The organism is Flexivirga alba (assembly GCF_042661025.1).
Lineage (GTDB): Bacteria > Actinomycetota > Actinomycetes > Actinomycetales > Dermatophilaceae > Flexivirga > Flexivirga alba.
Genome location: NZ_JBHSWH010000001.1, coordinates 4,346,063 through 4,371,516 on the forward strand (window position 1 = coordinate 4,346,063; position 25,454 = coordinate 4,371,516).

The 25,454-nt window shown below is 66.3% G+C and carries 21 protein-coding genes and 3 pseudogenes; 13 read left to right on the forward strand and 11 right to left on the reverse strand.

All coding sequences use genetic code 11. The features are described from left to right. Positions 1 to 34 precede the first annotated feature (34 nt). Positions 35 to 616 (reverse strand): DUF2017 family protein, encoded by a 582-nt coding sequence (locus ACFQDH_RS21715; RefSeq protein WP_382404443.1) that lies wholly within the window; start codon positions 614 to 616, stop codon positions 35 to 37. A gap of 2 nt (positions 617 to 618) precedes the next feature. After that, complete coding sequence (gene clpS, locus ACFQDH_RS21720; RefSeq protein WP_382404444.1) at positions 619 to 921, reverse strand: ATP-dependent Clp protease adapter ClpS; 303 nt, start codon at positions 919 to 921, stop codon at positions 619 to 621. Between the two features lie 30 nt (positions 922 to 951). Between clpS and ACFQDH_RS21725 the strand changes: the two genes are divergently transcribed. The 6 genes and pseudogenes from ACFQDH_RS21725 to ACFQDH_RS21750 all read left to right on the forward strand — a co-directional run bounded on the left by ACFQDH_RS21725 (position 952) and on the right by ACFQDH_RS21750 (position 6,319). Then, positions 952 to 2,316, forward strand: coding sequence for a nicotinate phosphoribosyltransferase (locus ACFQDH_RS21725; protein ID WP_382404445.1), 1,365 nt, complete (start codon positions 952 to 954; stop codon positions 2,314 to 2,316). Beyond that, on the forward strand, positions 2,313 to 2,975 hold the full coding sequence (locus tag ACFQDH_RS21730; RefSeq protein WP_382404446.1) for a GNAT family N-acetyltransferase: 663 nt from the start codon (positions 2,313 to 2,315) through the stop codon (positions 2,973 to 2,975). Before ACFQDH_RS21725 ends, ACFQDH_RS21730 begins: the two co-directional genes overlap by 4 nt. Continuing rightward, positions 2,941 to 3,396: a GNAT family N-acetyltransferase gene (locus tag ACFQDH_RS21735; RefSeq protein WP_382404447.1), complete on the forward strand. Its 456-nt coding sequence runs from the start codon at positions 2,941 to 2,943 to the stop codon at positions 3,394 to 3,396. The genes ACFQDH_RS21730 and ACFQDH_RS21735 overlap by 35 nt, the downstream gene beginning before the upstream one ends. 10 nt (positions 3,397 to 3,406) lie before the next feature. Next, the gene (locus ACFQDH_RS21740) at positions 3,407 to 3,973 is read left to right on the forward strand and encodes an isochorismatase family protein (RefSeq protein ID WP_382404448.1); all 567 of its coding nucleotides are present in this window, start codon (positions 3,407 to 3,409) and stop codon (positions 3,971 to 3,973) included. 733 nt (positions 3,974 to 4,706) lie between these two features. Continuing rightward, positions 4,707 to 5,756: pseudogene (locus ACFQDH_RS21745) on the forward strand (UvrD-helicase domain-containing protein); the annotation flags it as partial. Positions 5,757 to 6,223: 467 nt separating this feature from the next. Continuing rightward, the gene (locus ACFQDH_RS21750; protein WP_382404930.1) at positions 6,224 to 6,319 is read left to right on the forward strand and encodes a hypothetical protein; all 96 of its coding nucleotides are present in this window, start codon (positions 6,224 to 6,226) and stop codon (positions 6,317 to 6,319) included. Here ACFQDH_RS21750 and ACFQDH_RS21755 read toward each other — a convergent pair. Both ACFQDH_RS21755 and ACFQDH_RS21760 read right to left on the reverse strand, forming a co-directional pair. Continuing rightward, on the reverse strand, positions 6,309 to 8,141 hold the full coding sequence (locus ACFQDH_RS21755; protein WP_382404449.1) for a bifunctional metallophosphatase/5'-nucleotidase: 1,833 nt from the start codon (positions 8,139 to 8,141) through the stop codon (positions 6,309 to 6,311). The two genes, ACFQDH_RS21750 and ACFQDH_RS21755, sit on opposite strands and share 11 nt — an antisense overlap. Before the next feature lie 106 nt (positions 8,142 to 8,247). Continuing rightward, positions 8,248 to 9,483 carry a homogentisate 1,2-dioxygenase gene (locus ACFQDH_RS21760; RefSeq protein WP_382404450.1) on the reverse strand — a complete coding sequence of 412 codons (1,236 nt, stop codon included), beginning with the start codon at positions 9,481 to 9,483 and terminating at the stop codon, positions 8,248 to 8,250. A gap of 72 nt (positions 9,484 to 9,555) precedes the next feature. On the opposite strand from ACFQDH_RS21760, the gene ACFQDH_RS21765 reads away from it, so the two are divergent. Together ACFQDH_RS21765 and fahA are read left to right on the forward strand one after the other, a co-directional pair. Continuing rightward, positions 9,556 to 10,353 carry a hypothetical protein gene (locus tag ACFQDH_RS21765; protein ID WP_382404451.1) on the forward strand — a complete coding sequence of 266 codons (798 nt, stop codon included), beginning with the start codon at positions 9,556 to 9,558 and terminating at the stop codon, positions 10,351 to 10,353. A gap of 10 nt (positions 10,354 to 10,363) precedes the next feature. Then, on the forward strand, positions 10,364 to 11,557 hold the full coding sequence (fahA, locus tag ACFQDH_RS21770) for a fumarylacetoacetase (RefSeq protein WP_382404452.1): 1,194 nt from the start codon (positions 10,364 to 10,366) through the stop codon (positions 11,555 to 11,557). On the opposite strand, the gene ACFQDH_RS21775 is transcribed toward fahA, so the two are convergent. Together ACFQDH_RS21775 and ACFQDH_RS21780 are read right to left on the reverse strand one after the other, a co-directional pair. Beyond that, positions 11,554 to 12,465: an RDD family protein gene (locus tag ACFQDH_RS21775; RefSeq protein ID WP_382404453.1), complete on the reverse strand. Its 912-nt coding sequence runs from the start codon at positions 12,463 to 12,465 to the stop codon at positions 11,554 to 11,556. The two genes, fahA and ACFQDH_RS21775, sit on opposite strands and share 4 nt — an antisense overlap. Positions 12,466 to 12,582: 117 nt before the next feature. Beyond that, a complete protein-coding gene (locus tag ACFQDH_RS21780; protein ID WP_382404454.1) occupies positions 12,583 to 14,286 on the reverse strand; it encodes an APC family permease in 1,704 nt (567 codons plus the stop codon). Positions 14,287 to 14,499: 213 nt separating this feature from the next. Between ACFQDH_RS21780 and ACFQDH_RS21785 the strand changes: the two genes are divergently transcribed. After that, a complete protein-coding gene (locus tag ACFQDH_RS21785) occupies positions 14,500 to 14,979 on the forward strand; it encodes a DUF2269 family protein (RefSeq protein WP_382404455.1) in 480 nt (159 codons plus the stop codon). A gap of 10 nt (positions 14,980 to 14,989) precedes the next feature. Further along, on the forward strand, positions 14,990 to 15,319 hold the full coding sequence (locus ACFQDH_RS21790; protein ID WP_382404456.1) for a hypothetical protein: 330 nt from the start codon (positions 14,990 to 14,992) through the stop codon (positions 15,317 to 15,319). Between the two features lie 31 nt (positions 15,320 to 15,350). On the opposite strand, the gene ACFQDH_RS21795 is transcribed toward ACFQDH_RS21790, so the two are convergent. Both ACFQDH_RS21795 and ACFQDH_RS21800 read right to left on the reverse strand, forming a co-directional pair. Then, the gene (locus ACFQDH_RS21795) at positions 15,351 to 18,242 is read right to left on the reverse strand and encodes a hypothetical protein (protein ID WP_382404457.1); all 2,892 of its coding nucleotides are present in this window, start codon (positions 18,240 to 18,242) and stop codon (positions 15,351 to 15,353) included. A gap of 245 nt (positions 18,243 to 18,487) precedes the next feature. Continuing rightward, positions 18,488 to 18,973: pseudogene (locus tag ACFQDH_RS21800) on the reverse strand (type I restriction enzyme endonuclease domain-containing protein); the annotation flags it as partial. 101 nt (positions 18,974 to 19,074) lie between these two features. Between ACFQDH_RS21800 and ACFQDH_RS21805 the strand changes: the two are divergent. Together ACFQDH_RS21805 and ACFQDH_RS21810 are read left to right on the forward strand one after the other, a co-directional pair. After that, positions 19,075 to 19,254: pseudogene (locus ACFQDH_RS21805) on the forward strand (N-6 DNA methylase); the annotation flags it as partial. Positions 19,255 to 19,355: 101 nt separating this feature from the next. Next, a complete protein-coding gene (locus tag ACFQDH_RS21810; protein WP_382404458.1) occupies positions 19,356 to 20,699 on the forward strand; it encodes an HNH endonuclease in 1,344 nt (447 codons plus the stop codon). 164 nt (positions 20,700 to 20,863) lie between these two features. Here ACFQDH_RS21810 and hppD read toward each other — a convergent pair whose 3' ends face one another. Together hppD and ACFQDH_RS21820 are read right to left on the reverse strand one after the other, a co-directional pair. Beyond that, positions 20,864 to 22,069, reverse strand: a complete 1,206-nt coding sequence (gene hppD / locus ACFQDH_RS21815; RefSeq protein ID WP_382404459.1) for a 4-hydroxyphenylpyruvate dioxygenase — start codon at positions 22,067 to 22,069, stop codon at positions 20,864 to 20,866. Between the two features lie 123 nt (positions 22,070 to 22,192). Then, on the reverse strand, positions 22,193 to 22,972 hold the full coding sequence (locus tag ACFQDH_RS21820) for an isocitrate lyase/PEP mutase family protein (RefSeq protein ID WP_382404460.1): 780 nt from the start codon (positions 22,970 to 22,972) through the stop codon (positions 22,193 to 22,195). A gap of 160 nt (positions 22,973 to 23,132) precedes the next feature. Here ACFQDH_RS21820 and ACFQDH_RS21825 point away from each other — a divergent pair, with 160 nt between their 5' ends. Continuing rightward, entirely contained in the window at positions 23,133 to 23,615 is a 483-nt protein-coding gene (locus ACFQDH_RS21825) for an Lrp/AsnC family transcriptional regulator (RefSeq protein ID WP_382404461.1), read from the forward strand. A gap of 6 nt (positions 23,616 to 23,621) precedes the next feature. On the opposite strand, the gene ACFQDH_RS21830 is transcribed toward ACFQDH_RS21825, so the two are convergent. After that, entirely contained in the window at positions 23,622 to 25,376 is a 1,755-nt protein-coding gene (locus ACFQDH_RS21830) for a DEAD/DEAH box helicase (protein WP_382404462.1), read from the reverse strand. Between the last annotated feature and the right edge of the window lie 78 nt (positions 25,377 to 25,454).

A 25,454-nucleotide genomic window follows, 5' to 3' on the forward strand; every position in this document is an offset into this window, starting at 1 on the left:
GGGGACCCCGACTCTCTTCCCACCGCAATCTCACTCAGAGAAGAGCACCCGCCAGCGACTCCTGCATCCAGGTGAGGAAGTCGTAGTAGAGGCCGATGATCAGTCGCGGGTCGTCGGAAGCATCCTCGGCCGCAGCTGCAAGATCACGCTGCAGTTGCTCGCTGTCCTCGTCGGTGCGCAGGCGCAACCGCTCCCCCAACGCCAGCCGCACGTCGGCGAGACCGATCAGCAGGGCCTGTGCCTGGCCCAGATCGAGGTCGAGCTTGTCCCGCGTGGCCGGTTGGTCCAGCGCGGCGATCGCGGTTGCCAGGTTGGCGACCTTGCGGTGCCGCAGGCTGTGCTCGGTGAGTGCACGGAACTCGGCGGCCATCTCCTGATCGCCACGATGGCCGTCCGGCAACAGCCTGGCCAGCGCCGGATCCCGATGAGCGAGCTCTTCGGCATCGGGTCCTTTGCCCAGCCCGGAGAACAGGTCCTCGACCGGGTCACCGGACAGCCCACCGCTCGGCATCAGCAGGTCGCGCGTCTGGTCCAGCAGCTCGCGAACGATCGCCCGCTCGTTGGCGTCCAGTCGCGCAGTGACACGAGAACCCTTGCGCTTGAACGCAGTTGCCATCTCTAGGCGTCCTTCTCGAAGGTCGCCCACAGACCGTAGCCCTGCATCGCCTCGGTGTCGGTCTCCATCCGCTCACGCGGGCCGCTCGACACCACTGCCTTGCCATCCCGGTGGACCGACATCATCAGCTTCTCGGCCTTCGCCGACGAGTAGCCGAAATAGTTCTGGAACACCCAGGAGACGTACGACATCAGGTTGACCGGGTCGTTCCACACCAGGGTCACCCAGGGCCGGTCGGTCTGCTCAGTCACCTCGGCGTCGAGGTCGACGTCAGGTGAGGCATGCTCCGGGGGTGCTACAGACACGCTCTCAACGATAGGCATGACAGACCGTGTATGACGACACTGCCCTGTCTCGACGTTAGAGTGACGCGCGTGACCACACCTGTGGGCGCGTCCACCGCGCTGCTTACCGACCACTACGAGCTGACAATGCTGAGCGCGGCATTGCGTGACGGCACCGCGGGTCGCCGCACTGTCTTCGAGGCGTTCGGCCGCCGGTTGCCCGACGGTCGACGGTATGGCGTGGTCGCCGGCACGGGCCGACTGCTCGATGCCTTGGACGAATTCCGGTTCGGCGATGCCGAGCTGTCTGCCCTGCGCGAGCACCACGTTGTCGACGAGCAGACCCTGGAGTGGCTGTCGTCATACCGCTTCACCGGCGACGTCTGGGGCTACGCCGAGGGCGAGATCTACTTCCCCGGCTCCCCGATGCTGGTCGTCGAGGCGAGCTTCGCCGAGGCGGTCGTGCTGGAGACGCTCGTGCTGTCGATCCTCAACCACGACAGTGCGATCGCGTCGGCCGCCAGCCGTATGACGGCCGCCGCCGAGGACCGTCCCTGCATCGAGATGGGTTCACGTCGCACCCACGAGGAGGCTGCGGTGGCCGCCGCCCGCGCGGCATACATCGCGGGTTTCACCACCACGTCCAACCTCGAGGCCGGCCGGCGCCACGGCGTGCCCACGACCGGCACGGCAGCTCACGCCTTCACCCTGCTGCACGACGACGAGCGTGCCGCGTTCCAATCCCAGGTCGACACGTTCGGTCCGGGCACAACGCTGCTGGTCGACACCTACGACGTGCCGAACGCCGTCAAGCTGGCCGTCGAGATCGCCGGCCCGGAGTTGGGCGGCGTCCGCCTCGACTCCGGCGACCTCTTGCAGCAGGCGCGTGAGGTCCGCGAGCAACTCGACTCACTCGGTGCGACGAAGACCAAGATCGTCGTGACGTCCGACCTCGACGAGTTCGCCATCGCCGCGCTGCAGGCCGGCCCGGTCGACGGCTATGGCGTCGGCACCCAGTTGGTCACTGGATCCGGTGCTCCCACAGCGGGTTTGGTCTACAAGCTGGTCGCCCGTGAGAACTCCGCCGGCGAGCTCGAGGGCGTGGCGAAGAAGAGCAAGGACAAGACTTCGATCGGCGGACGCAAGTTCGCGTTGCGCCGCCGGAACCCGCAAGGCATCGCCGAGGCCGAGGTCATCGGCATCGGAATCCCACCCGTGGATGACGGCGACGACCGCTCGCTCCTGGTGCCGCTGGTCGAAGGCGGCGAGCGAGTCTTCCACGGCACGCTGGACGATGCTCGCGAGCATCACCGCACCTCGCGGGGAGAGCTACCACCGACCGCCCGGCAGATGTCACGGGGCGAGCCGGTCATTCCGACGCTGTACCAGCGCGACGAGAAGGAGAAGACGCAATGACCAGCTTCGAGCTGCTGGACGGCGAAGCCGCCGCGCCATACGCCGATCGCATATTTGCTTTGTATGACGCGGTGTTCGGCAGGTTCCCGGACAAGGCGGACTGGCGTGAGCAGCTTTTCGACCGCGACCGGAAGCTCGACGGCTACCGCTTGGTGCTCGCGCTCGACGGCGATCAGGTGCTCGGCTTCGCCTGGGGTTACCGCGGCGAGCGCGGCCAGCACTGGCCCGACCTGGTCGCCCGGACCCTGCCCGAGCTACCCGCCGAGTGGGTCCGCGATCACTTCGAACTCGTCGAGCTCGCAGTCGATCCCGATGCGCGCCGCCAGGGCATCGGTGGCGGATTGCACGATGCGCTGCTTGACGGACTCACCGGTCGTGCGCTGCTCGGCACCACTCTGGCGCCTGAGGATCCGGCGTTGCGTCTCTACAAATCACGCGGCTGGAGCACGCTGGGACACCTGGAGGACAACCGCCAAGTCATGGGCGCCTACCTCCCCTCCCCTGACTCCAAAAGCTGGTCGAGTGCCGGAGGAGCGAAGCGGGGGAGGTGTATCGAGACCCGAGCGCCGTATCGAGACCGTCGACGGCCACGCCGCCGGATCGTATGCCGAACCCGTATTCGCCTTGTACAACAAGGTTTTCGGCGATTTCCCGGATGAGCTCGCCTGGCGCGAGCAGATGTACGACCGGCATCGCGCACGGGATGGGTTCCGGCTGACTCTGGCACTCGACGGCGACCGGCTGCTGGGATTCGCCTGGGGGTATCGCGGCGAGCGCGGGCAGTTCTGGCCGGACCTGGTCGCCGAGACGATTCCCGGCATCGCCGCCGAATGGATCGGTGACCACTTCGAATTCGTCGAGCTCGCTGTCGAACCCACGAGTCGAGGCGACGGCCTCGGCGGGCGGTTGCACGATGAATTGCTCGACGGACTCACCGGGAAGGCGCTGCTCGGGACCACCAGCGACGGAAGTGATCCCGCAGTGCGCTTGTATCGCTCACGCGGCTGGCGGACGCTCGGGATGCTGGACAGTGACCGGCAGGTGATGGGAGTGCGGCTGCCGCTTGCCGGCAGGTCGTAGGCTGCACCACATGGGTCGCGCGCTGGTGCTGGTGGATGTCCAGAACGACTTCTGTGAGGGCGGGTCGCTTGCGGTCGAGGGCGGCATCGCCGTCGCTGAACGCATCGCCTCGTATGTCGATGAGCACCGAGCCGCCTACGACGAGATCGTGGCCACTGCAGACTGGCACATCGATCCCGGCGACCACTGGTCGAAAACGCCTGACTTCGTGCACAGTTGGCCGGTTCATTGCGAAGTCGGCACCCCCGGCGCGGACTTCCGCTCCGAAGTGCAGCCGGTCATCGCGCAGGCTGCTGCGATCTTTCGCAAGGGCCAGTATGAGGCGGCATACAGCGGTTTCGAGGGAGCGACCGAGGAAGGTGCCGGCCTGACCGAGTGGTTGCACGGCCACGGCATCGACGAAGTCGACGTGGCCGGCATTGCGACCGATTACTGCGTCCGTGCGACAGCCCTGGACGCAGTGACCGCGGGCTTCGCCACTCGCGTCCTGACCGAACTCACCGCGGGTGTCGCGCCGGACTCCACCTCGCGGGCACTGGACGACTTTCGAGCTGCCGGAATCACCGTCGTCCACTGATCCCCGCGCACCCCTTTTGCCGAGAGGACACCCGATTGTCGAGAGGACAGCCGATTCCGGGTAAAAGGACGGGGAAATCCGCCCAAACGCCTGTCCTCTCGGTACAACGCGTGTCCTCTCGGCAAAGGGGAAGGCCACGATTCGCGACGTGCGTCAAAGCTGCGAGCACGGGAACATCCGCTCATCATCGGTAGTTGAGACAAGGTCGCCGTACACGCACCGAGGGAGTCCTGTGCCCGAAACGACAACCCATCAGACCGAAGCGTTGGCCCAGGAACAGGAGACTGTCGACCTGGCATATGTGCGCAGGGACGAGTTGCTCGCTGACGTGGACCGCGACCTCGAGACCGCGCCGCGGGACTCCGTCGAAGCCGCTCGGGTCTCCAGCCTGCGGCGTCGTCGCACCGATCTGCAGCACGCCGCGAGCGGCCTGGTGTTCGGGCGACTCGACGCGATCGACGGATCCACCCGGCACCTGGGTCGCGTCGGACTGCCCCGCGCGGACGATGACTCCGAGCCCTTGGTGCTCGACTGGCGGGCACCGGCCGCGCGAGCGTTCTACACCGCGACGCCACTGGATCCACAGGGCCAGCAACGCCGACGGCACATCCACATGGATGGCCGGGTGGTCGTCGGCGTCGACGACGAACCGCTCGACGGCACAGTCGAATCCGGCGACCTCGTGGGCGAGGGCGCCCTGTTGTCGGCCCTGTCGACTCGCCGCACCGGCCGGATGGGCACGGCTGTCGCCACGCTGCAGCGGGAGCAGGACGCCATCGTCCGCGCCAGCAGCCATGGCCCGCTCGTCGTGCAGGGCGGCCCGGGCACCGGCAAGACCGTGGTCGCGCTGCACCGCGTCGCTTATCTGCTCTTCAGCCATCCGGAGCTGGCCGGCCAGGGTGTGCTGGTCCTGGGACCGTCCCGACGTTTCCTGGACTACATCGCGCAAGTGTTGCCCGCGCTCGGAGAGACCGCCGTCGTGCCGGCGACCTGCGAAACCCTGCTGCCCGGCTTCTCGGTCGAGTACGACGAATCGCGAGAGGTCGCGGAGATCAAGGGGCGTGCCCTCTGGCAGCCCGCTCTCGCGGCATACGTCCGATCCCTCGCGCCCACACCGGCCGGGCTGGCCTTCGTGCTGGACGGCGAGGGCCATACGTTGACCGCTGCACGGGTTCGGCGGGCCCTGGAGAGTGCCCTGGCCGGACGCGACCTGCACGCCGCGCGCCAGTGGTTCATCGAGCACGTCCACGACCTCCTGACGGACTCCGCGGTCGCCCGGCACGAGGCATTGCTGGCCGGAATGGAAGCCGGCTTCGAAGAGATTCTTGCCAAGGTCGATGCGAGCCAGGCGCGCAAGGACGACCGCGGGGTCACGATCGGCGTGACCGGCACCGACGTCGACGGCACGCTCAGCGACGAGGACGTCGACCGGCAGCACAACCGAATCGCCAAGGATCGCAACGTCGCCGGCGTGCTGGACGGATTCTGGCCGATACGGGACGCTCGCCGAGTCTTGCGCGAGCTACTCGGCGACGACGGCTTCTTGCAGCAGTTCGCCGGAGGACTGAGCGAGGGCGAGCGTGCTGTCGTCGTCAGTGCTCCCCCGCAACTCGGAGCGAGCGACATCGCGCTTCTCGACGCGGTCGCCGAATTGCTCGGCTCGGTGGAGACCTCGACCGAGCAGGGCGAGTTCCTCGCGGATCGCGCTGCGAACAGGCGTGATTGGGCCTACGGCCACGTAGTCGTCGACGAAGCGCAGGAGTTGTCGGCGATGCAGTGGGAGATGGTGCGCCGCCGGGTCCCGAGCAGGTCGATCACCGCCGTCGGTGACATCGATCAGACCGAGGCGCCTCATCGCCATACTTCCTGGAAGGCCGCGATCGACCCGGTGTTCGGCGAGCGTTGGCGGCGCAGCGACCTCACCATCTGTTACCGGACACCGCGGGAGGTCATGGCCCTCACCGGCCCCGTGCTGGCCCGGGCCGGCAGCCAGAACGAACCGCCACGTGCCGTCCGCGACTCGGGGTTCGAGCCGTGGACGGTCGAGGTGACCGATGCCGAACTCGTTGACACCGTGCGGGATTCGGTTGCTGCGATGGCTGCCCGCTGGCCGGGCGGCAGCGTCGGTGTCGTGGCGCCTGCGACGCGCGTCATAGAGCTGCGAGAGCGGATTCCCGATGCCGTGGTCCTGCAGGCCACCGAGGCCAAGGGCTGGAGTGGGATGCCGCCCTGGTCGTCGACCCGGACGGCATCACCACTGAACCTCGCGGCTGGAACGGCCTGTATGTCGCCCTGACTCGCTGCACGCAGGAGCTGGGCCAGGTCGTCCTGCCGACTACGAGATGACGATCGGCGTTCCGCCCGAGACCAGCTGCCAGTCGATCGTGTGGAACGTCGAAGGATCGATCACCTTGTTGGCGGTCACCCAGTCGATGATCATCTGGCGAATCTCGCGCTGCTCGTTGTAGACGACCGGCGCGGTAGTGACGCCAGGGAAGCCGCCACCGCCGGACTGCCGGTAGTTGTTGATCGCGATGACAAAGCTGTCGGTGTCCGCGACGGCTTTACCGTCATACGCCAGGTTCTTGATCCGGTTGCCCGGAGCGACCGTGACGTCGATGTCGTAGGTCAGCCGTGCGTCGAGCCCGCCCATCACGTCGTAGTTGTAGTCCGGCGTGCCGTTCGGCGCGGTCGGGGTCACCGCGTTGGTCAGCTGGTCGATCGTGAACGGCCCGGCGCCCGACACCTGCTTGAAGTAGGTCGCCGACGTCGCGAGATACGCCTTCACCTGCGCACCGGTGAACTTGATGCCGAGCAGCGTGTTGTCGTAGATGTACAGGCCGGCCACGTCGCGGACCGTGACGTCTCCCTTGGGGATGATCGCGGTGCGACTGAAGGGCGCCGCGATCGACAGCACCGGGGTGTTCTCGTCCGCGGTGCCGACCAGCGCAGCCTTGACGGCCTCCGACTGCACGATATTGATGAGGTCCACCGCCGCGGAGTCCTCGACGACCGCGCGGGCGCCGCTCATGTCCGCCAGACAGCTGCCGATCACACCGTTGACATAGGTGCGCACCTTCTCGTGATCCGATCGCAGCAGCGCCGCGATGGCCGGGTCCTCGGGAGCGGTGTTGGAGTTCAGCAATGTCGACGCCGAGCTGACGACCTCCCACTGACCGCGGGTCTTGCGCAGGTTCAGGTCCATCACCGTCACGCGCTCCCCGAAGCAGAGCGGCTCGGAGAGCAGCACCTGTTTTCCGGTCTGCTCGTTGGTCACGAAACGCTGCGGGATCTCCACGTGCGCGTGGCCGACCAGGATCGCATCGATGTCCGGGACCTGTTGCGCCAGAAGGGTGCTCGCGTTCTCCGGCCACGGCAACGCATCGCCGTACGACGAGGACGTGTCCGCCCCTGAGTGACACGAAATGACGATGACGTCCGCGCCCTGACGCTTCACCTCGGGCACGACGATCTTGGCCTGTTCGACGATGCCGTTGAACTTGATCTTGTCGGCCACATTGGCCTTGTCCCAGATCGCGACGCCGGGCGTCACCAGACCGACGATGCCGACGGTGACCGGCTTGTGACCCGGCACGTGCACACGCTTCATCGTGTATGACGGAAAGGCCGCCTTGCCGGTGTTCCAGTCCAGCGCGTTCGCGCCCAGCAGCGGGTGGTGCAGCTGGCTCTGGAACGTCCGCAGGATGTCCATGCCGTAGTTGAACTCGTGGTTGCCCAGGCAGGCGGCGTCATACCCGATCTTGTTCATGGCCAACGCCATCGGGTGGGTGACGGTCTTGCTGATCGGCGTGATCTTGGCGAAGTAGTAGGCCAGCGGCGTGCCCTGGATCGTGTCCCCGGCATCGAGCGTGATGCAGCTGTCCGCACCGCGCTCCTCGCGAACCGCGTAGATGAGCGTCGCGCACTTGGCCGCACCGACGTCGTTGTGCTTGGCGTCGTCGTACTCCTTGTCGCTGAAGTAGTCCCAGTTGTAGACGTGACCGTGCAGGTCCGTGGTCCCCAGCACGGTGAGGCGCAGGTCGTGCGCGTTGTTCGGGGCGGCCTGGGCGGAGGGCGCCTTGGCGACGCCGACGACACCGGCGCCTCCCACCATGGTCATTGCCAGCAACTGGCGGCGACTGGTGGTGTTTTTGACGACAGGGTGCATGAACGCTCCTAGGGGATGTGACGGAGCCGTGCGGTGGGGTGTTCGCACGGAGCTGATCGACGCTACCGGCTCGCGGGCCCTCCGGGGGTGGATTGTGGGCTTTAGCTCAGTCGCCCTTGCCGCCGACCCAGCTCCAGGCATACTTGCCGTCGTCGGTGGCGCTGCCGGCCTCGCCCAGCTCCATCGGGCGGAAGGTGTCGACCATGACCGCGAGCTCGTCGAACTCGTGCACCCCGATCGAGTTCTCGTAGGCGCCCGGTTGCGGGCCGTGCGCGTGGCCGCCGGGATGCAGCGAGATCGAGCCCTTGCCGATGCCAGAACCTTTACGCGCTTCGTAGTCACCGTCGACGTAGAACATGATCTCGTCGCTGTCGACGTTGGAGTGGTAGTAGGGCACCGGGATCGACGCCTCGTGGTAGTCGACCTTGCGCGGCACGAAGTTGCACACCACGAAGTTGGTGCCTTCGAAGACCTGGTGCACGGGCGGCGGCTGGTGCACCTTGCCGGTGATCGGCATGAAGTCGGCGACGTTGAATGCGTACGGGTAGAGGCAGCCGTCCCAGCCGACGACGTCGAGCGGGTGGTAGGGGTAGGTGTAGATCGTGCCGACGATCTGCCCACCGGTCCCCCGATGCTTCACGTAAACCTCTGTGGGAGCTGACGATTCGGCGCCGATGTCCTCGGCGAGCAGCGGGCCGGCCGGTCCCCGCAGGTCACGTTCGCAGTATGGCGCGTGCTCCAGTAACTGGCCGTAACGCGAAAGGTAGCGCTTCGGCGGCGCGATGTGCGAGTTGCCCTCGATCGCATAGGCCCGGAACGCCTCGGTGAAACCTTCGTCGCCGGCGGCGACCGGAAGCCACCGGTGGGTGGTCGCACGCGGCACGATCAGGTAGTCCCCCTCGGCGACGTCGAATGCGCCGAAGACGGTCTCCGCGCGGGCGGCGCCGCGCTCGACATACACGCACTCATCGCCGATGCCGTTGCGATACCAGGGGCTCGGTTGGTCGGCCACGACATACGAGATGCGGACGTCGCCGTTGCCAAGCACTAAGCGCCGTCCGGTGACGGCGTCGACTCCGGAGCTGCTGTCGTCGAAGAGGTCGTGCAGCTTCAAGTGACGCGGCAACAGTGGGTGGTTGGGCTGTGTCTCGAGCGACCAGGCGAAGTCCCAAGGTTTCGCGTCGGAGATCGCCGACGGCAGGCCACGGTGGTAGAGCAGCGAGGAGTCGCTGGAGAATCCCTCCTCCCCCATCAGCTCCTCGTAGTAGACGCCGCCGTCCGGCCTCCGCAGTGCGGTGTGCCGCTGTCGTGGCAGCTGTCCCATCGATCGGTAGAACGCCATTGTTCTCCTCGCTCCTCATGTTCGGCTGTGGCCCATCGCGAGCGCGGCCGGGTCGCTGGCTACGGTGGCACCATGCCCAGTCTGCCCACCCGAACGCTGTTCACTCAGTTGGTCGACGACGCGGCCGTCTTCCCACCGGGAAACTTCTCGCTCTCCGAGGCTATCGACCGACGCTCCGCACGTCGCGGTACCCCGGCATCCGACTTCGTCGGGCCGCTGCTGTTGCCACCGCAGTTGGTCGAGGAAGCTCTCGAGGATCACAGCGGTCTGGTGATCACTGTCATCGGCCGCAAGGAGACTCCGATCGCCGAGGTGATCACCGGCGCGGAGAACGTCGCCGACGCCAGCGGTCACGCGCTCTCCGGTGTCGAGGTCGCGGCAGTCGACGGCTGGGAGGCAGTTCTCGACCTGGCGGTGCCGGTCGCCGTCGAAGTCCCTACCGGCGCCGCCGGACGGGCTCTGTTGCCAGGCATCGCGGCCCAGGAAGGACAGGTCGTCGCCAAGCTGCGCACCGGTTCGACACCGACCAATTCCGTCCCGTCGGTCGCCGACACCGCGGCATTCATCACCGAATGCGTGGAACAGGGAGTCGCCTTCAAACTGACCGGCGGTCTGCACCGTGCCATCGCGCACACCACCGACGACGAGGACCAGTTCGGTTTCCTGGGCGTGTTGCTTGCCGTCCACGCAGCGCTCCTCGGTGGCGACGTCGCCGCGTCGTTGACCAATCGCGACAAGGATTCGACTGGCAGCGCGATCCGAGCCCTGTCCGAGGCTGACGCCGTCACCGCGCGCAACGTCTTCACCAGCTTCGGTTGCTGCGACGTACTGGACCCGATCCGCGACCTGGCTGCACTCGGCCTGATCTGAGAGGACCGACATGAACAACCTTTGGGGCATCGAGAACCTCCCGTATGGCGTCGCCGACACACCCGATGGCGGTGCTCAGGTGGTTACGCGCCTGGGCGATGACGTCATCGAGCTGGCTACCCTGGCGAACTCCGACAACATGCGCAAGTGGGCCAGGACTTTCGGCCACAGCTCACTCAATCCCTTTATCTCCCAAGGGCGTTCGTCCTGGTCGGCGGCACGCGCCTGGCTGCAGGCGATCCTGCGGGACGACAAGCGCAAGGAGTTGGTCGCTGCCGCGACCAAGCCGCTCTCCGAAGTGACACTGCACCTGCCGGTGCAGATTGCCGACTACGTCGACTTCTATGCCAGCGAGCAGCACGCCACCAACGTCGGGTCGATCTTTCGACCTGATGGCGCGGCTCTCACACCCAACTGGAAGCACCTGCCGATCGGCTATCACGGCCGCGCCGGCACGGTCGTGGTCTCCGGCACCGACATCGTGCGGCCGGTCGGACAGCGCAAGGGCAAGGACGACCCGGAGCCAGTCTTCGGTCCGAGTGTCCGCCTCGACATCGAGGCCGAGGTCGGTTTCATCGTCGGTGGCGAGACCGAGGTCGGCACCCGGGTCTCCGTCGACGAGGCCGGCGATCACCTCTTCGGGGTCGCGCTCTTCAACGACTGGTCCGCGCGCGACATACAGGCTTGGGAGTACGTCCCGCTCGGCCCGTTCCTGGGCAAGTCGTTCGCCTCGACCCTCAGCCCGTGGATCACGCCGATGGAAGCTCTCGAGTCGGCGAAAATCGCTCTGCCGACACAAGATCCGCAGCCACTGGACTACCTGCGAGGTGACGGCCTCTTCGGTTTGGACCTGCAGCTCGAGGTGCGACTCAACGACACCGTCGTGTCGACTCCGCCATACAAGACGATGTATTGGAGCCCGGCGCAGATGCTTGCGCACCTGACGGTCAACGGTGCGAGCCTGCGCGATGGTGATCTCTTCGCCTCTGGCACGGTGTCCGGTGACGAACGCGATCAGCGCGGCAGCCTGCTCGAGCTGTCGTGGAGCGGCAAGGAGCCGCTTGAGCTGCCTGACGGGACGAAGCGCAGCTTCCTGGAGGACGGCGACACGGTGACGATCACCGCGACTGCCCCGGCTCCCGGTGGCGGGCGTATGGCGCTCGGCGAAGTCACCGGCACGATTCAGCCCGCGCGCGAAAGCTAGCGCCCGACGTTTGGCGGTGGCAGCTGGCCGCCCTGAGGTGTCTTGGGCGGCCGCGCGTTCACGACATACGTCTTGGCGGCCTTGTCGTGCAGTGACTGCGCGCTGCGGTCGCCGAGCGGCACCAGTCCGTCGACCAGGCTGAAGACCGACCCGAGTGACGCCACGAACGGCACCAATGCGGTGATGTCGCTGACGCCCTTGACGACCGAGCGGATCACGACGGCGCGCAGGTCGGGCCGCGCGGTCGACGCTGCGCCTCGCACTCGCACGCCGAAGATCAGGTGCCCTAGCGTCTGCCCGCGCCACGCGATCAGCGTGATCTCGTAGACCAGGTAGAGCAGCAACGCGATCAGCGGGAACTGCCACGGCACGTCATACAAGGCGCTTGGCACCGGCGGCTGAGCCTGCTGATTTTCCGCCGCGTTCCAGATGTCTCTCCAGTAGCCGCCGAAAGTGTCCAGCCACGGCTGTAACCACGACCAAGATGCGGCGAAGGCGACTGCCGACAACAGAATGTTGTCGAAGATGTAGGCGAACAACCGGCGCCACCACGACGCGGTCGGCTCGCCATCCGGCGTCGTCTTGACCTGGCGCGGCGCGTAGGACCGTTGGTGCGCGTATGGCGACTGCTGGCCGCCCGGGTGCTGCTGCGAACGTGTCTGCTGCTGGGTCTGCTGGTAGGGGCGCAACTGAGGTCGCTGGCCGTAGCCGGCTGACTGCGCCTCCTCGGCCGCCCGCTTGCGCTCCTGCTCTTCTTCGTACTGGCGACGCGCGTCGCCGATGCGGGACTGGTCGAGATCGGGCTTGACCTTCGGCATCGTGCGACCGCTCCACAGGATCCCGTCCCAGTAGCGAAGCAGATCCGGGTCCTGGGGGTCGTCATACCAACCCGACGCGCGTTCGCTCATGATGCCTCATCCTCTCATTTCCCCTGGCGCCGTCGTGCGGGAGGCGCGCCACCGCGGACGACGACGCGCCCCCTCCCCCGTGCTCGGGGAAGGGGGCGCGTCCTGAACGACGTCGACTCAGACCTCAGGGGCGAGCTTCGCCTCGTCCTCTTCGATAATCTCTTCGGTCTCGTTGAGGATCTCCTCAACGCGGTCCGGAGGCAGCTGGCAATACCAAGCCACTCCAAGAACAACGGCCGTCAGGATGATGTTGGCAACAATGCCGCCATTGAAGCCGTAGACGTTTGCCTGGCCGGCTTGCTTGTGATCAGCGCCGGAATAGCTGCCCAGGTAGCTGACCAGCAGGATCCCGGCGAACCACACCAGCACCCACCAGCCGTTTTTGAACTCCAGCTTGGGCGCGCGGCCCTTGTCCATGCCCTGGAAGATACCGAGGAAGATGTACCCGATGGCGACAGCTGCCATCATCTTCCACACCTGGTCCCAACCGGCCCAGTACATGATCAGGTTGGTGGCCAGCAGCGCGAGCGGGGCGACGACCCACGGGAACCTGCTCTTGTACGGACGCTCCATGTCCGGCAGTTGCTTGCGGAAGGTCAACAGCGCGATCGCACCGCTGCCGAAGGAGAGCACGGTCAGCGAGGTGACGATCGAGACCAGTTGCTGCCAGCTCGGGAAGGGCAGGAAGAAGATCGCGCCGGCGATCCACGCCAGGATCAGGCTCACCCACGGCACACCGTTGTCGTTGACCTTGGCCAGCCCGGCTGGGGCGTTGCGGTTGCGGCCCATGGCGTAGGACATACGAGCGGTGACGCTGGTGTAGATCAGGCCGGTGTCTCCGGGGCTGATGAACGCGTCCGCGTAGAGCAGGCCGGCCAGCCAGCCCAGGCCCACGAACGTCGCGAGGGCGGCGAGTGGACTGAAGTTACCGGCAGTGCTGCCGAGGCTGATCGCGTTGCCGACGTTCGCCCAGCCGTCGTGGGCCAGGGCTGACGGGTCCAGCGCCGCGATGAAGGCAACCTGCAACAGGATGTAGAGGACACCGCAGATCAGGATCGAACCGATCAGGGTCAGCGGGACGTTCTTCTTCGGGTTGTCGGTCTCACCGGCAAGCTCGATGCCCTGGCGCCAGCCCAGGAACGAGAACGCGATGCCCGCTGCCGGGATAGCTTCCATGGCGCCCTTGATGCCCTTGGGCGCGAACCCGCCGCCACCCTTGGCGTCGATCGTGAAGTTGCCACCGTGGAACGAGGCGATCATCAAGGCGACGATCACCAGGACGATCATGCCCAGCTTCCACCAGACCAGCACATTGTTGATCCGGGCGAACCACTTGACGCCCAGGAAGTTGATCAGCACGAACAGGCCGAGCATCAGGATCGCGACGACCAGACCGGCCGGCTTGAGCGTCCCGTTCGGGTTCTCCAGCCAGTGGATGTATGACGACGCATAGGTCAACACGGCGGAGACCTCCACCGCGGCGACCGACGCACACGCCAGCCAGGTGACCCAGCCGAACGAATAGCTGGCGAACGAGCCCCATGCGTAGTGCGGGTAACGCGCGACGCCACCACTTCGCGGCATCATCACGCCCAGCTCGGCGTAAGCCAAGCCGATGAACAGGAACATGATCGTGCCGACGACCCACGACAGGATCGAGGCCGGTCCCGCGAGGCCGGAGGCGTGCAGCGAACTGAACAGCCATCCCGACCCGATGATCGAGCCGATCGCGGTGAAGAGGAGTCCGATCGTCCCGAACTCCTTCTTCAGGTGTGGATCATCCCCGGAGACTGTGTCTACCTTGTTGGTATCGACGCTCATAGTTGTGCATCATCCCTTTCGGCTGCCATGCACGGTTCGAATTTCATGTCATGCTCCGCCGAGGACCACAACCTGTGAACTGTGACACACTCCGTGAGCGTTAGCACGCTAGACCCGAAAAGTGCTGAATGGTCAAGCGGCACACCGAAGCTGCACCAAATTGCAACCTGTCGTGTCCCGACACGTTAGTGACCGCCGAGTAGGCTCACGCTCATGCTGAAGCTGTTGTTGCTCCTCCACCTCCTGACCGCGATCTTCGCGATCGGTCCGCTCGTGCACGCGGTCACCACCGCCTCGCGCGGCCTGCGACAGGCGGACGCATCGGCACTTACGGCGTCGGCACGTATGGCGAAGATCTACTCGATTGCGTCGGTGCTGGTCGTCATCTTCGGCTTCGGTCTGATGTCGCAGAAGCGGCGCGGCAAGGAGCTGGGGTCCTTCGGCGACACCTGGATCTGGCTCTCGGTCCTGTTGTGGGTCGTCGCTGTAGCGGTGACGTTCGTCGTGATCGTGCCGACCCTCGAACGCGCCGCCGACACGGTCCGAACTGGCGGGTCGAGTAGCGAGACTGGCGGGTCGAGTATCGAGACCAACCTCAAAGCGCAGACCGCACGGGTCGCCGCCTCGGGTGGCGTGGTCGGCATCATCTTCGCGGTGATCGTCGTCCTGATGGTCTACCGGCCCGGCAGCTGACGCGGCCGACGTGACGCCGGATGAGGTCGCAGCCTTCCTCGCAACGCTCCCCGGGTGCAGGCAGAAGGGCACCCGGGCAGTGCCTGCTTGGTATGTCGCCAATCGCATCGTCGCCAGACTGGTCGCACACGATGAGTTGATGATCCGCTGTGCGTTCGACGTGCGCGAACGGCTCGTGACGGAGCACCCGGACACGTTCGGCATACCGCCGGCATACGAGGCACACATGAAGGTGCAGGCCATGCTGTATGGCGACAGCGGCGCCATACAGTCGGCGTTGCGGGAAGCGTGGGAGTTGCAGCGGAAGATGGCCGGCAGGGCAAGGCCTCGACCGGCCTGATCTGCCCCACGGCAACACCTACAGGAAGTCCTCAGCCGAAGGTTCGCAGCAGAGCACTCGGCCCAACGGCCGTGCAATGGTTGACCGCAGGGCACGACACGGCACTGAGCCGGGTGTCATCGCCAGGCACGACGCCGCGAACCGACCAGGTCGTGCCATCCCAGACGAAGGTGCCGCCCGTGCGGTCAACCGCCATGCACCAAGTCGTACTCGGGCAGGCGACCCCGGAGAGGCCCGCTGAGGAAACGGCGGTAGGCCCGCTCCAGCCCATCGACGTCAGCCGATAGGCGTTCCCTTCCTGGTCGGTTGCGATGCAGGCCGCTTCCGCGGCGCACGAGAGTGCGCTGATGGTTGAGGTCGTGATGGGCGTCGGCCCGGACCAACTCAAGCCGTTCCAGGTCGTGCCGTTCCAAGTCAGGGACGATGAGGCGCCGTTCGTGGCGACGAGGACAGCGACGCAGTAAGTGGGGCTGACGCATGAGACCTTCGATCCGGACTGGCCGTTGGGCAGGCGAGTCTGCACTCCCCATTGCGTGCCGTCAAAACGTGACACCCCTGCCGACCCGATGGCAGCACAGAAACTGGGCGAGGTGCACGACACGTCCTTGGTGAGATGCGTCGCTGGCATCGGCGCCCACGAGCCGCCGGAGAACATCAGCATCGAGGCATATGTGCGGCCGGCAGCGGCGCAGAAGGTGTCGCTCGGGCAGGAGAGGCGGAGATCGTCACGCCCAAGGTTGACTGGCACACTCCACGTGCCGGTGGAGGTGCCGGTCAGCACGTACCCGGAGCTGTTCGCCACCGCGCAGAACGTGGCGGTCGGACAGCTCACCGAGCGCAGGTTGCCCTCACCGGTCGTGATGACCACCTTCCCGAGGGTGCCGGTCGGCTGATCCCAACGCCACACGACGCTGCCCGACCTGTTGTTGTCGGCGATCGCGCAGAAGTCCGTTGTCGGACAGGAGACCGCGGTCATCTCGGCATCCGTATCGTCGCCGGACAAGTAGCTCGGACTCCCGAAACCACCGTTCAGATAGAGGTTGGTGCCACCGAAATCGCCGACGACCGTGCACCGTGTGGCCGTCGCACACGACGCGCGCGAGTGGAAGAGCTTCGACCACGGCAGGTAGGTCCAGGTGGTTCCATCGAAGGTCGCTTCGCGGTCACCGGTGGCCATGCAGAACGACTCGCTGACGCAGGAGACGCTGAGAACCGCACCGCCGATTACCGGTTTCGTGGTCCAGCTGCCTGGTGCTCCGGTCGACACTGCGCCATCGCTGGCCCCGGTCGCACAGAACGCGTCCGTGGGGCAGGACACCGCCGTGAGCGCGGCCGGTCCGGTCGTGGTCGGTGCGGACCAGATCGAGCCGTCGAACTGCACGGTGACGCCTCGACTGCTCGAGTCGCGGCCGACCGCCATACAAAAGGTGGGCGTGGGACACGAGATGGCGTCGAGCGTGCCGTGAGGGAGTACGGCGGTCGGGCGACTCCAGCCGCTGGCGTCGTAAGTGGTCGCCACGGCTTCGGTGCGGGACGGCGCGATCGGCCGGGTGCCGACGGCAACACATGTCGCGTCGTTCGCGCAGGACACCCCGGTCCAGTTGACCCACGGGTCCACGATGGCGTTTTGCCATCCCCCAGTCGTGGTCATCGCCGTCAGGGTGCCGTTCTGATCTACGGCGGCGCAGAATGCTGCGCTGGTGCACGAGACACCGGTCAGGTGGGCGCCGTTCTGAAGGATCTGTTGCGGCGCTCCCCAGACGGCGGAGCCGCCCTTCGCGGTGTAGCCCACGACGTCAACGACGACATGCGTGGTCGCGGAGGCATAGACGTTGACGTATCCGTCGCTGCCGACCTTCGCCGTCACCGAGTTGGCGATCGTGCGTGACGTGACGAAGTTGACGTTCGAGGCGGTCGGCCGCGGCCCGGTCGGGTAGGTGGTCAGATAGCCGGCGCGTGTCGGCCGGACCGCGGTGACGTCGAGCTCGACGGCTGTGACGCCCGACATGGGGACGCCGGCCCGGCCGAGCACCGGGACCTTGACGCTCGTTCCGGCCGCGACCGCGACGTTGGAGCGTGTGTCGAGCGCACGGTGCGCCGGAACCGGCACGTATGACGTGCCGCTCGGGATCCAGCCGAGGACGTCGACGATCAGGTCGCTGGCACGCAGGGAGTAGATGTCGACCGACCCACCTACGCCGAGAGGAGTCACCACAAGTCCGGCCAGGTTCTCCTTCGGCTGGTAGTTGATGTTGGAGGCGGTCGGTCGCGCGGACCCGCTCGGGTATGCCGTCAGGTAGCCATCAGACGACGGGTTGACCGCCGCGAGATTGAGAACGACGGCCGCGACCCCATTGGTCGGAACACCGCCTCGCCCCGCGATCGGGACCGTCGTCGCTGATGCTGCACCCGGGCGCACAGTCGTGCGGGTGTCGAGTGCTCGGAACGACTTCAGCCCACGGTATGACGCACTCGTCGGGAAGTAGCCGGCGACGTCGACGACAATGTTGGCCCGGCTCGAGGCGTAGATGCTCACTGCGCCCGAAGACCCAACGGTCGCGACGACCTGGTTAGGCACGGTCTGCAAAGCAGTGAAATTGAGATTGGACGCAGTCGGACGAGCGGATCCTTTCGGGAAGACGGTCAGGAATCCCGGTGCGCTGGGACCGACCGCCGTCACGTTCAGCACGACCGCGGTTGCCCCGCCGGGCACACCCGCACGGCCGGTGATGGTCACGTTGGTGACGGATCCTGCGGCCGGCGTGGTGCCTGTCCGGGTGTCGAGCAGGCGAGCTGGGGTGAGCGGCACATATGCACCGGTGACGGTGGCCGCGTGGGCCGTCGGTGTCGAGAACAGAAACGTGCCCGGCACCACCGCCAGTGCAATCATCAAGCTCAACAATGACAAGAACGCGCGACGCATCGGCTCACTCCTGCTGGGATGGACACGGTCTCCCGCAGCCGCTGTGACGGGAGCGGCCCGTGAATGCTAGCCGAACGCATCGCGTCCGTCAGTTGGACAAGGGGAGCGGGCAATGAAGGTCGGCCCAGTGCCCCACCTACACCAGCAGTGGCGCGGAGTTGGTTGACCTCGATGACCACTTCGCGCGCATTCGGGCAAAGCTGACCGCGCGGAACCGGTGAGCCTACGAAGCCGCGCCGCCTCCCTCACGCGGACTGCTTTCGCTCCTCCGCGAACGTCGGCGCCATGGCCTCCATCTGGTCGATGACCAGCTTGATCGCACCGGGCTGCTTGTCCGGCGGATAGCCGCTCTTGACCGGCAGCCGTTTGATCGACGAGCGCAGCTTGGCCTTGACGTCGTCGCGCACTGTCCAGTCGGTGCGGGTGTCACGCCGCATCACGGCAACCAGGTCACGGGCGATCTGAGCGAGTATGTCGCCGCCCATGACATCCATGGCGGACTCGTTGGTCGAGACGACGTCGTAGAACGCCAGCTCCTTGTCGTCCAGCGGCGGGTGGAAGTGCTTGCCCCGATCGCCCTCGGCGCTGACCTCCTTCGCCATCTCGATGAGCGCCGCGATCACCTCGGCAGAGGTCAGCTGTTGATTGGTGTACTTCGTCATCAGCGTCGTGAGCCGCTCGGAGAACTGCTGCTGACGCACCAGGTTGTTACTGGTGGCGCGCTCAGCTTCCTTCAAAACAAGGACGTGATCCTCGGGCTGATCTTCTTGAAGTACGTGTCCGACGCGTTGGACGAGCGACGCGCGCAGATCCGCACCGATCTGGAGTCCTCCTGGAGAAGTTCGCGCAGGCCGAGAGCAAACGAGGCGGCGAGTTCTACACGCCCGCGTCGGTGGTGCGGGTGCTGGTCGAGGTGCTGGAGCCGGACCACCGCCGGGTCTACGACCCGTGCTGCGGGTCCGATGGCATGTTCGTGCAGGCCGAGAAGTTCCTGGAGTCGCATGGCAAGGAACTGTGAGCTATCCACATCCCCACCAACCGCGAGGGGGATGTGGATAACGTTCATCGCCGAAAAGTGTTGCAGTTGCTTGGAATTCGGGTATACTCGAACACATGGACGACACAAGAACCGATACGATTGAACGCGCTGGGTGCGCGTTCAATGCGTCGTCGGTGCGTGCCTTCCACGACCGGCTCGACGAACCAGTCGCCGCCGACACCCTGGAAGACCTGCTGGCCGAGGCGCGGGCGTTGGAGGAAGCCAAGAACGCCATCACCGCCCGCCAAGCCCGCCTAACCGTCCAAGCCCACCACCAACAACGACGCCGGGACCTGCCGCGCGGGATCAACCGGGCCACCACCGCCCGCAAAGTCGGCTCCGACATCGCGCTGGCCCGCCGGTCCGCCCCGCACCTGGGGTCCCGGCTGCTGGGCCTGGCACACGCCGTCGTCGAAGAAATGCCCTGCACCTTCGCGGCGTTGACGGCCGGGGTGATCACCGAACGCGACGCCACCGACCTGGTCGCCGCCACCTCCTACCTGACCCGAGACGACCGGGGCCGGGTGGATGCTGCGATCGCCGGCGACCTGGGGGCCGTGTCCCACCGGCGACTGATCGCCGCCGCCCACGCCGCCGCGTACCGGGCCGACCCGGCCGCGGCCACCGCCCGCCGCGCGAAGGCAGAGTCCGAACGCCGGGTCAGTCTGCGACCCGCACCGGACTGCATGACCTGGCTGACCGCACTCCTGCCGGTCAAAGACGGTGTCGCCTGCTACGCAGCCCTCAAGACCGCCGCCGACGCGACCGCCACACCTGAACACCCCCGCGGGCAGGTCATGGCCGACACCCTCGTCGAACGCGTCACCGGCCGCACCACCAGCGACGGGACGGGCGTGAACATCAACCTGATCCTGCCGCTGGACTCGTTGACCGGTGACACCCCCGCCGAGGTGCCCGGGTACGGGCCGATCCCGGCCGACCTGGCCCGCGAATGGATCACCGACCACCCCGAGAAAACAGCCGCAATGCGGCGACTGTTCGCCTACCCCGGCACCGGCGACCTGATCGGCATGGAATCGGCCTCCCGGTGTCACACCGGACTGCTGGCCGATTTCATCCGGTTACGGGACCGGACCTGCCGCACCCCGTACTGTGATGCCCCCATCGCACACACCGACCACATCGTGCCCCACGCCAACGGCGGGGCGACCAGTGAACGCAACGGCCAAGGACTGTGCGAACGCTGCAACTACGTCAAAGAACACCCCGACCACCTCGTCGGCGGCGACGCCGGCGAAACCTACACCCTGACCGGCGGACTCACCGCCAGCAGTCGACCACCCGCACCACCCGCACCACCAGGACACCCACCACCCACCAGATCACCCATCTCACGCACCCTGATGAACATCGAATTCAGCCAGCTCGCGAACGAGCCGCCGATCGCCGCGAGCTGACCCGCCGCCAGAGCTTCGACGACAACTCACGCGTCCGACGACGGACCACGGCACGCAAACAGACATCGGCCACGACCGCTGAATGCGATCGTGGCCGATGTTCTTGCGAACCGTGCCGGAAGCTTCCTGGGGGCGATCGGCTTCCGACGCGATCCGAAGTCTTCTCAGAGGTTTCCGCGCTTGTCCTGCTCGCGCTCGATCGCCTCGAAGAGTGCCTTGAAGTTGCCCTTGCCGAAGCCGAGCGAGCCGTGCCGCTCGATCAGCTCGAAGAAGACCGTCGGGCGGTCACCCAGCGGCTTGGTGAAGATCTGCAACAGATAACCGTCCTCGTCGCGGTCGACCAGGATGCCGCGCTTCTGCAGCTCCTCGACCGGGACGCGAACCTCGCCGATGCGGGCGCGCAGTTCCTCGTCCTCGTAGTAGCTGTCGGGGGTGTTCAGGAACTCAACACCGTTGGCGCGCAACGCATCCACCGACTTGATGATGTCGCCAGTGGCGACCGCAAGGTGCTGGGCGCCGGCGCCACGGTAGAACTCGAGGTACTCATCGATCTGCGACTTCTTCTTGGCGATGGCCGGCTCGTTGAGCGGGAACTTGACCCGGTGGTTGCCGTTCGCGACGACCTTGCTCATCAGCGCCGAGTAGTCGGTGGCGATGTCATCGCCGATGAACTCGGCCATGTTCACGAAGCCCATGACCCGGTTGTAGAACTCGACCCACTCATCCATGTGGCCGAGCTCGACGTTGCCGACGACGTGGTCCAGGGCCTGGAAGAGCCGCTTCGGCTGGCCCTCGCGACGCTCAATCGTCGAGGACTGCGCGACATACCCCGGCAGGTAGGGGCCGTCATACTTCGACCGATCGATCAAGGTGTGGACGGTCTCGCCATACGTGCCGATTGCGGCGATCCGGACGGTACCGTGCTCGTCTGTGACGTCCTCCGGCTCACGGACGACCTTGGCGCCGGCCGACCGGGCCTGCGCTATGCACTTGTCGACGTCCGGGACCTCGAGAGCGATGTCGACGACACCGTCGCCGTGCTTGCGGTGGTGCTCGACCAGCGGGCTGTCCGGGTCGACGGCGCCGTTGATCACGAAACGGATCGAGCCGCTCTTGAGCACGAACGACTTGTGGTCACGGTTGCCGGTCTCGGGGCCGCTGTACGCGACCAGCTCCATGCCCCAAGCGCTCTGGTAGTACATCGCCGACTGCGTGGCGTTGCCGGACACGAAAACGATCGCGTCCCAGCCCGTCACCGGGAACGGGTCCTTGTCGGCGTCGTAATCGACCAGACCGACCAACTGCTTCAGCTGCTCCAGGTCCTGACCCGCAGCGAGTTCATCCGGCGTGAGGTTCACAGTCGTTGTCATGGGACCACTGTGGGCGCCGTCACACGACTTCGCAATCGGACCACTACACGCTGATCACGATGCACAATCTGCGCGCCATACCACGGCGAGAGTTGTACATAGTGCTCACGAAGCGGTACGAACTCATGACATCAGTTGCGGTAGCAGCTCCGACTCGAAAGTCGAGTACAGCTGACGCTGCAGCCCGGCTCCGAACGTCACTCTGGCCACGCCGAGCTCGGCGAGTTCCTTCAGCGGCGGTCCCCCGACTCCACGAGCGACATTGACGGGCCCGTCGACGCCATCGGTCAACGCACCGAGCGTGAATGCGCCACTCGCGCCCAACGGATATACGCAGTCGGCTCCGGCTTCCAGATAGCGATTGCCGCGGTCGATCGATGCCTTCAGCTGCTCGTCGGGTGTCCCGGCCTTGCGCAGGAAGGAGTCGGTGCGCGCATTGATCACCAAGTCCAAGTGTGCCGCCTCGGCGGCCGCGCGCACTGCTCGCAGGAAGGCCACCTGCTCCTCAACGTCGATCATCACCCCGGTGCCAGGATCGGAATCCTCCAGATTGAGACCGACTGCGCCGGTGACCGCAAATCGCTCCACCAGGGTCTGCGGCACCAACCGGTAGCCGCGCTCGAAGTCGACGGTGACCGGAAGGCTCACGGCGCCCACGATTCTGCTGGCCGCCGCGAGCATTGCGTCGACCGGAACCACTTCACCGTCCTCCCAACCCAGCACAGCGGCGACGGCGTTGCTGCTCGTCGCCACCGCAGCGAACGACCCCGCACGCTCGATCGCCGCGGCCGACGCTGCATCCCAGGAATTGGGTATGACGAGCGGTCGTCCCGGTACGTGCCTGCCTCGAAGCTCAGCAGCGGTGGCATTCTTCGCGATTCGAGCGGCTTGGTTCGCATCCATCATGTCCTCCTGATCCGTGGATCCGCGTACCGCGGTTCCTCTACACAGAGTTGGACACCGCGCGGCTGCCGAATTGGTCGGTGCCATCGGCATCGCAATGCAGCGACGGTCTCCGCCGCGCGACTCGCATCACCACGACGCCCTTCGCTACGTTCGACGCATGCCGAAGATCGACGACCTCGATGCCCGACTGATCACCCTGCTCACCGAGCAGCCGCAGATCGGCGTGCTCGGTGCGTCCCGGGACCTCGGCGTCGCCCGCGGCACCGTACAGGCCCGCCTCGACCGTCTCATCGAGCGCGGGGTGATCGCCTCGCTCGCGCCGACGCTCTCGGCGACCGCACTGGGTTATCCCGTGATGGCCTTCTGCACACTGCAAATCCAGCAGCGCAAGGGTCGCCAGGCGGTGGTGGATCACCTGCGCGGCATACCCGAAGTGCTGGAGGTGCACACGATCACCGGTGGCGGCGATCTGCTCGCGCGCGTGGTCGCCCAGCACAACGCCGACCTGCAGCGGGTCATCGACCAGATCGTCGAAACCGGCCTCGTCGTGCATGCCTCCACCACGATCGCCCTCGCCGAGCTGGTCGCCCATCGCACCCTGCCGTTGGCCGAGGAAGCCTCCCGCGCGAGTCGCGGCTGAGCTGCGTCAGCGCTTCCGACCGACGAACCAGTTGCGAATCATGGTGATTCGCTCGGTGACTTCGTCCGTGGAGGCCCGGTCCAGCGCCGGGCCGCCACACTTCACCCGCAGCTCGTGGTGCACATGGGCGTGCGGCTTGCCGGACTTGGTGGAGTATGCCGCGACGAGCGCGTTGAGCTCCTTGCGCTGTGCCGCCAGGGCACGGTGCGCCGCCATCGGCTGGTCGTCCTTCGGCTTACGGCGACCGGTGCGCAACTGCTTGTCCTGTCGCTGGCGCAGCAGGTTGGTGACCTGATCCGGCTCCAAAAGTCCTGGCAGTCCGAGATATTCGTCTTCCTCGTCGCTGCCGGCGACCGCTCCGAGGCCGAACTGCTGGGCGTCGAAGAGCACATGGTCGAACTCGGCCTCGGACTCCAGTGCCTCGAACTTGCCCTCCTGCTCGCCGAGCGCCTTCTCCTCACGGTTGGCCTCCTCGAGCAGGCCTTCTTCCTCGTCCCAGATCGAATCCTCAGCCTTCTCAGGGCGATCCAGCGCGTGGTTACGTTCCTTCTCCATCGTGGCTGCCAGCTCCATGATGGCCGGCACCGTGGGCAGGAACACCGTCGCCGTCTCACCGCGCCGACGCGCTCGCACGAAGCGCCCGACGGCCTGCGCGAAATAGAGCGGCGTCGACGTCGACGTCGCGAAGACCCCGACCGCCAGGCGCGGCACGTCGACACCCTCGGACACCATCCGGACGGCCACCATCCAGCGGTCCTCTGACGACGCGAACTCCTCGATCCGTGACGAGGCGCCACTGTCGTCGGACAGCACCACAGTGGGACGAACACCGGTGAGTTCGTTCAGGATCCGAGCATACGCACGAGCCGCCGTCTGGTTCGAGGCGATCACCAGACCCCCGGCGTCGGGCACATGGCGACGCACCTCGGTCAGCCGTTTGTCGGCCGCACGCAGCACTGCCGGGATCCAGGCACCCATCGGGTCCAGCGCCGTGCGCCAGGCCGCAGCGGTCGCATCTTTGGTGAGCGGCTCCCCCAATCGCGCGGAGATCTCATCCCCCGCGGACGTGCGCCAGCGCATCGCGCCGCCATACGCCATGAAGAGGACCGGACGGACCACCCCGTCGCGCAGGGCATCGGCGTAACCGTAGGTGAAGTCGCTGGCCGACCGACGTATGCCGTCCGGCCCCTCCTCGTAGCGCACGAACGGGATCGGTGCGGTGTCTGACCGAAACGGCGTGCCAGTCAAGCAGATTCGACGCGTCGCCGGCTCGAATGCCTCCCGCATCGCATCACCCCACGACTTCGCATCACCGCCATGGTGGACCTCGTCGAGGATGACCAGAGTGCGCTTGGCGAGCGTGCGCTTGTGGTGCAACGCCGGACGACTCGCGACCCCTGCGTAGGTCACCGCGACACCGTCGAAGTCGGACGCGTGCTGCTCCTGCGCGTTGGTGAAGCGCGGGTCGATGTGTATGCCGACCCGGGCGGCCGCATCGGCCCATTGGGTCTTCAGGTGCTCGGTCGGCGCGACGATCGTGATCTGCTCGATGATCCCCCGTTGCAGCAACTCCGTCGCCAGACGCAACGCATAGGTCGTCTTACCGGCTCCGGGCGTTGCCACTGCAAGGAAGTCGCGCGGATCTTCGGTCAGGTACTGCTCGACGGCAGCGGCCTGCCAGGCCCGCAGTTTGCCTGCGGTCCCCCACGCCGCCTTACCTGGGAACGCCGGTGACAGGTGCGAGGCGGCGGAGGTACTCATAGCGGTCCCCTCGTTCCTCGTGTCCCGCTATTCGCCCTGAGCCCCTTTGGTCCCTCGCTCCGCTCGCTCATAGATGGC

What these genes read in the sequence shown, in the direction of transcription:
- ACFQDH_RS21785 (WP_382404455.1), top strand. Translation starts at nt 14,500, where the DNA reads ATGCTGAAGCTGTTGTTGCTCCTCCACCTCCTGACCGCGATCTTCGCG.
- ACFQDH_RS21715 (WP_382404443.1), bottom strand. Translation starts at nt 616, where the DNA reads ATGGCAACTGCGTTCAAGCGCAAGGGTTCTCGTGTCACTGCGCGACTG.
- ACFQDH_RS21725 (WP_382404445.1), top strand. Translation starts at nt 952, where the DNA reads ATGACGACACTGCCCTGTCTCGACGTTAGAGTGACGCGCGTGACCACA.
- ACFQDH_RS21755 (WP_382404449.1), bottom strand. Translation starts at nt 8,141, where the DNA reads ATGCACCCTGTCGTCAAAAACACCACCAGTCGCCGCCAGTTGCTGGCA.
- ACFQDH_RS21765 (WP_382404451.1), top strand. Translation starts at nt 9,556, where the DNA reads ATGCCCAGTCTGCCCACCCGAACGCTGTTCACTCAGTTGGTCGACGAC.
- ACFQDH_RS21775 (WP_382404453.1), bottom strand. Translation starts at nt 12,465, where the DNA reads ATGAGCGAACGCGCGTCGGGTTGGTATGACGACCCCCAGGACCCGGAT.
- ACFQDH_RS21730 (WP_382404446.1), top strand. Translation starts at nt 2,313, where the DNA reads ATGACCAGCTTCGAGCTGCTGGACGGCGAAGCCGCCGCGCCATACGCC.
- fahA (WP_382404452.1), top strand. Translation starts at nt 10,364, where the DNA reads ATGAACAACCTTTGGGGCATCGAGAACCTCCCGTATGGCGTCGCCGAC.
- hppD (WP_382404459.1), bottom strand. Translation starts at nt 22,069, where the DNA reads ATGACAACGACTGTGAACCTCACGCCGGATGAACTCGCTGCGGGTCAG.
- ACFQDH_RS21820 (WP_382404460.1), bottom strand. Translation starts at nt 22,972, where the DNA reads ATGGATGCGAACCAAGCCGCTCGAATCGCGAAGAATGCCACCGCTGCT.
- ACFQDH_RS21795 (WP_382404457.1), bottom strand. Translation starts at nt 18,242, where the DNA reads ATGCGTCGCGCGTTCTTGTCATTGTTGAGCTTGATGATTGCACTGGCG.
- ACFQDH_RS21830 (WP_382404462.1), bottom strand. Translation starts at nt 25,376, where the DNA reads ATGAGTACCTCCGCCGCCTCGCACCTGTCACCGGCGTTCCCAGGTAAG.
- ACFQDH_RS21760 (WP_382404450.1), bottom strand. Translation starts at nt 9,483, where the DNA reads ATGGCGTTCTACCGATCGATGGGACAGCTGCCACGACAGCGGCACACC.
- ACFQDH_RS21825 (WP_382404461.1), top strand. Translation starts at nt 23,133, where the DNA reads ATGCCGAAGATCGACGACCTCGATGCCCGACTGATCACCCTGCTCACC.
- ACFQDH_RS21740 (WP_382404448.1), top strand. Translation starts at nt 3,407, where the DNA reads ATGGGTCGCGCGCTGGTGCTGGTGGATGTCCAGAACGACTTCTGTGAG.
- ACFQDH_RS21810 (WP_382404458.1), top strand. Translation starts at nt 19,356, where the DNA reads ATGGACGACACAAGAACCGATACGATTGAACGCGCTGGGTGCGCGTTC.
- ACFQDH_RS21780 (WP_382404454.1), bottom strand. Translation starts at nt 14,286, where the DNA reads ATGAGCGTCGATACCAACAAGGTAGACACAGTCTCCGGGGATGATCCA.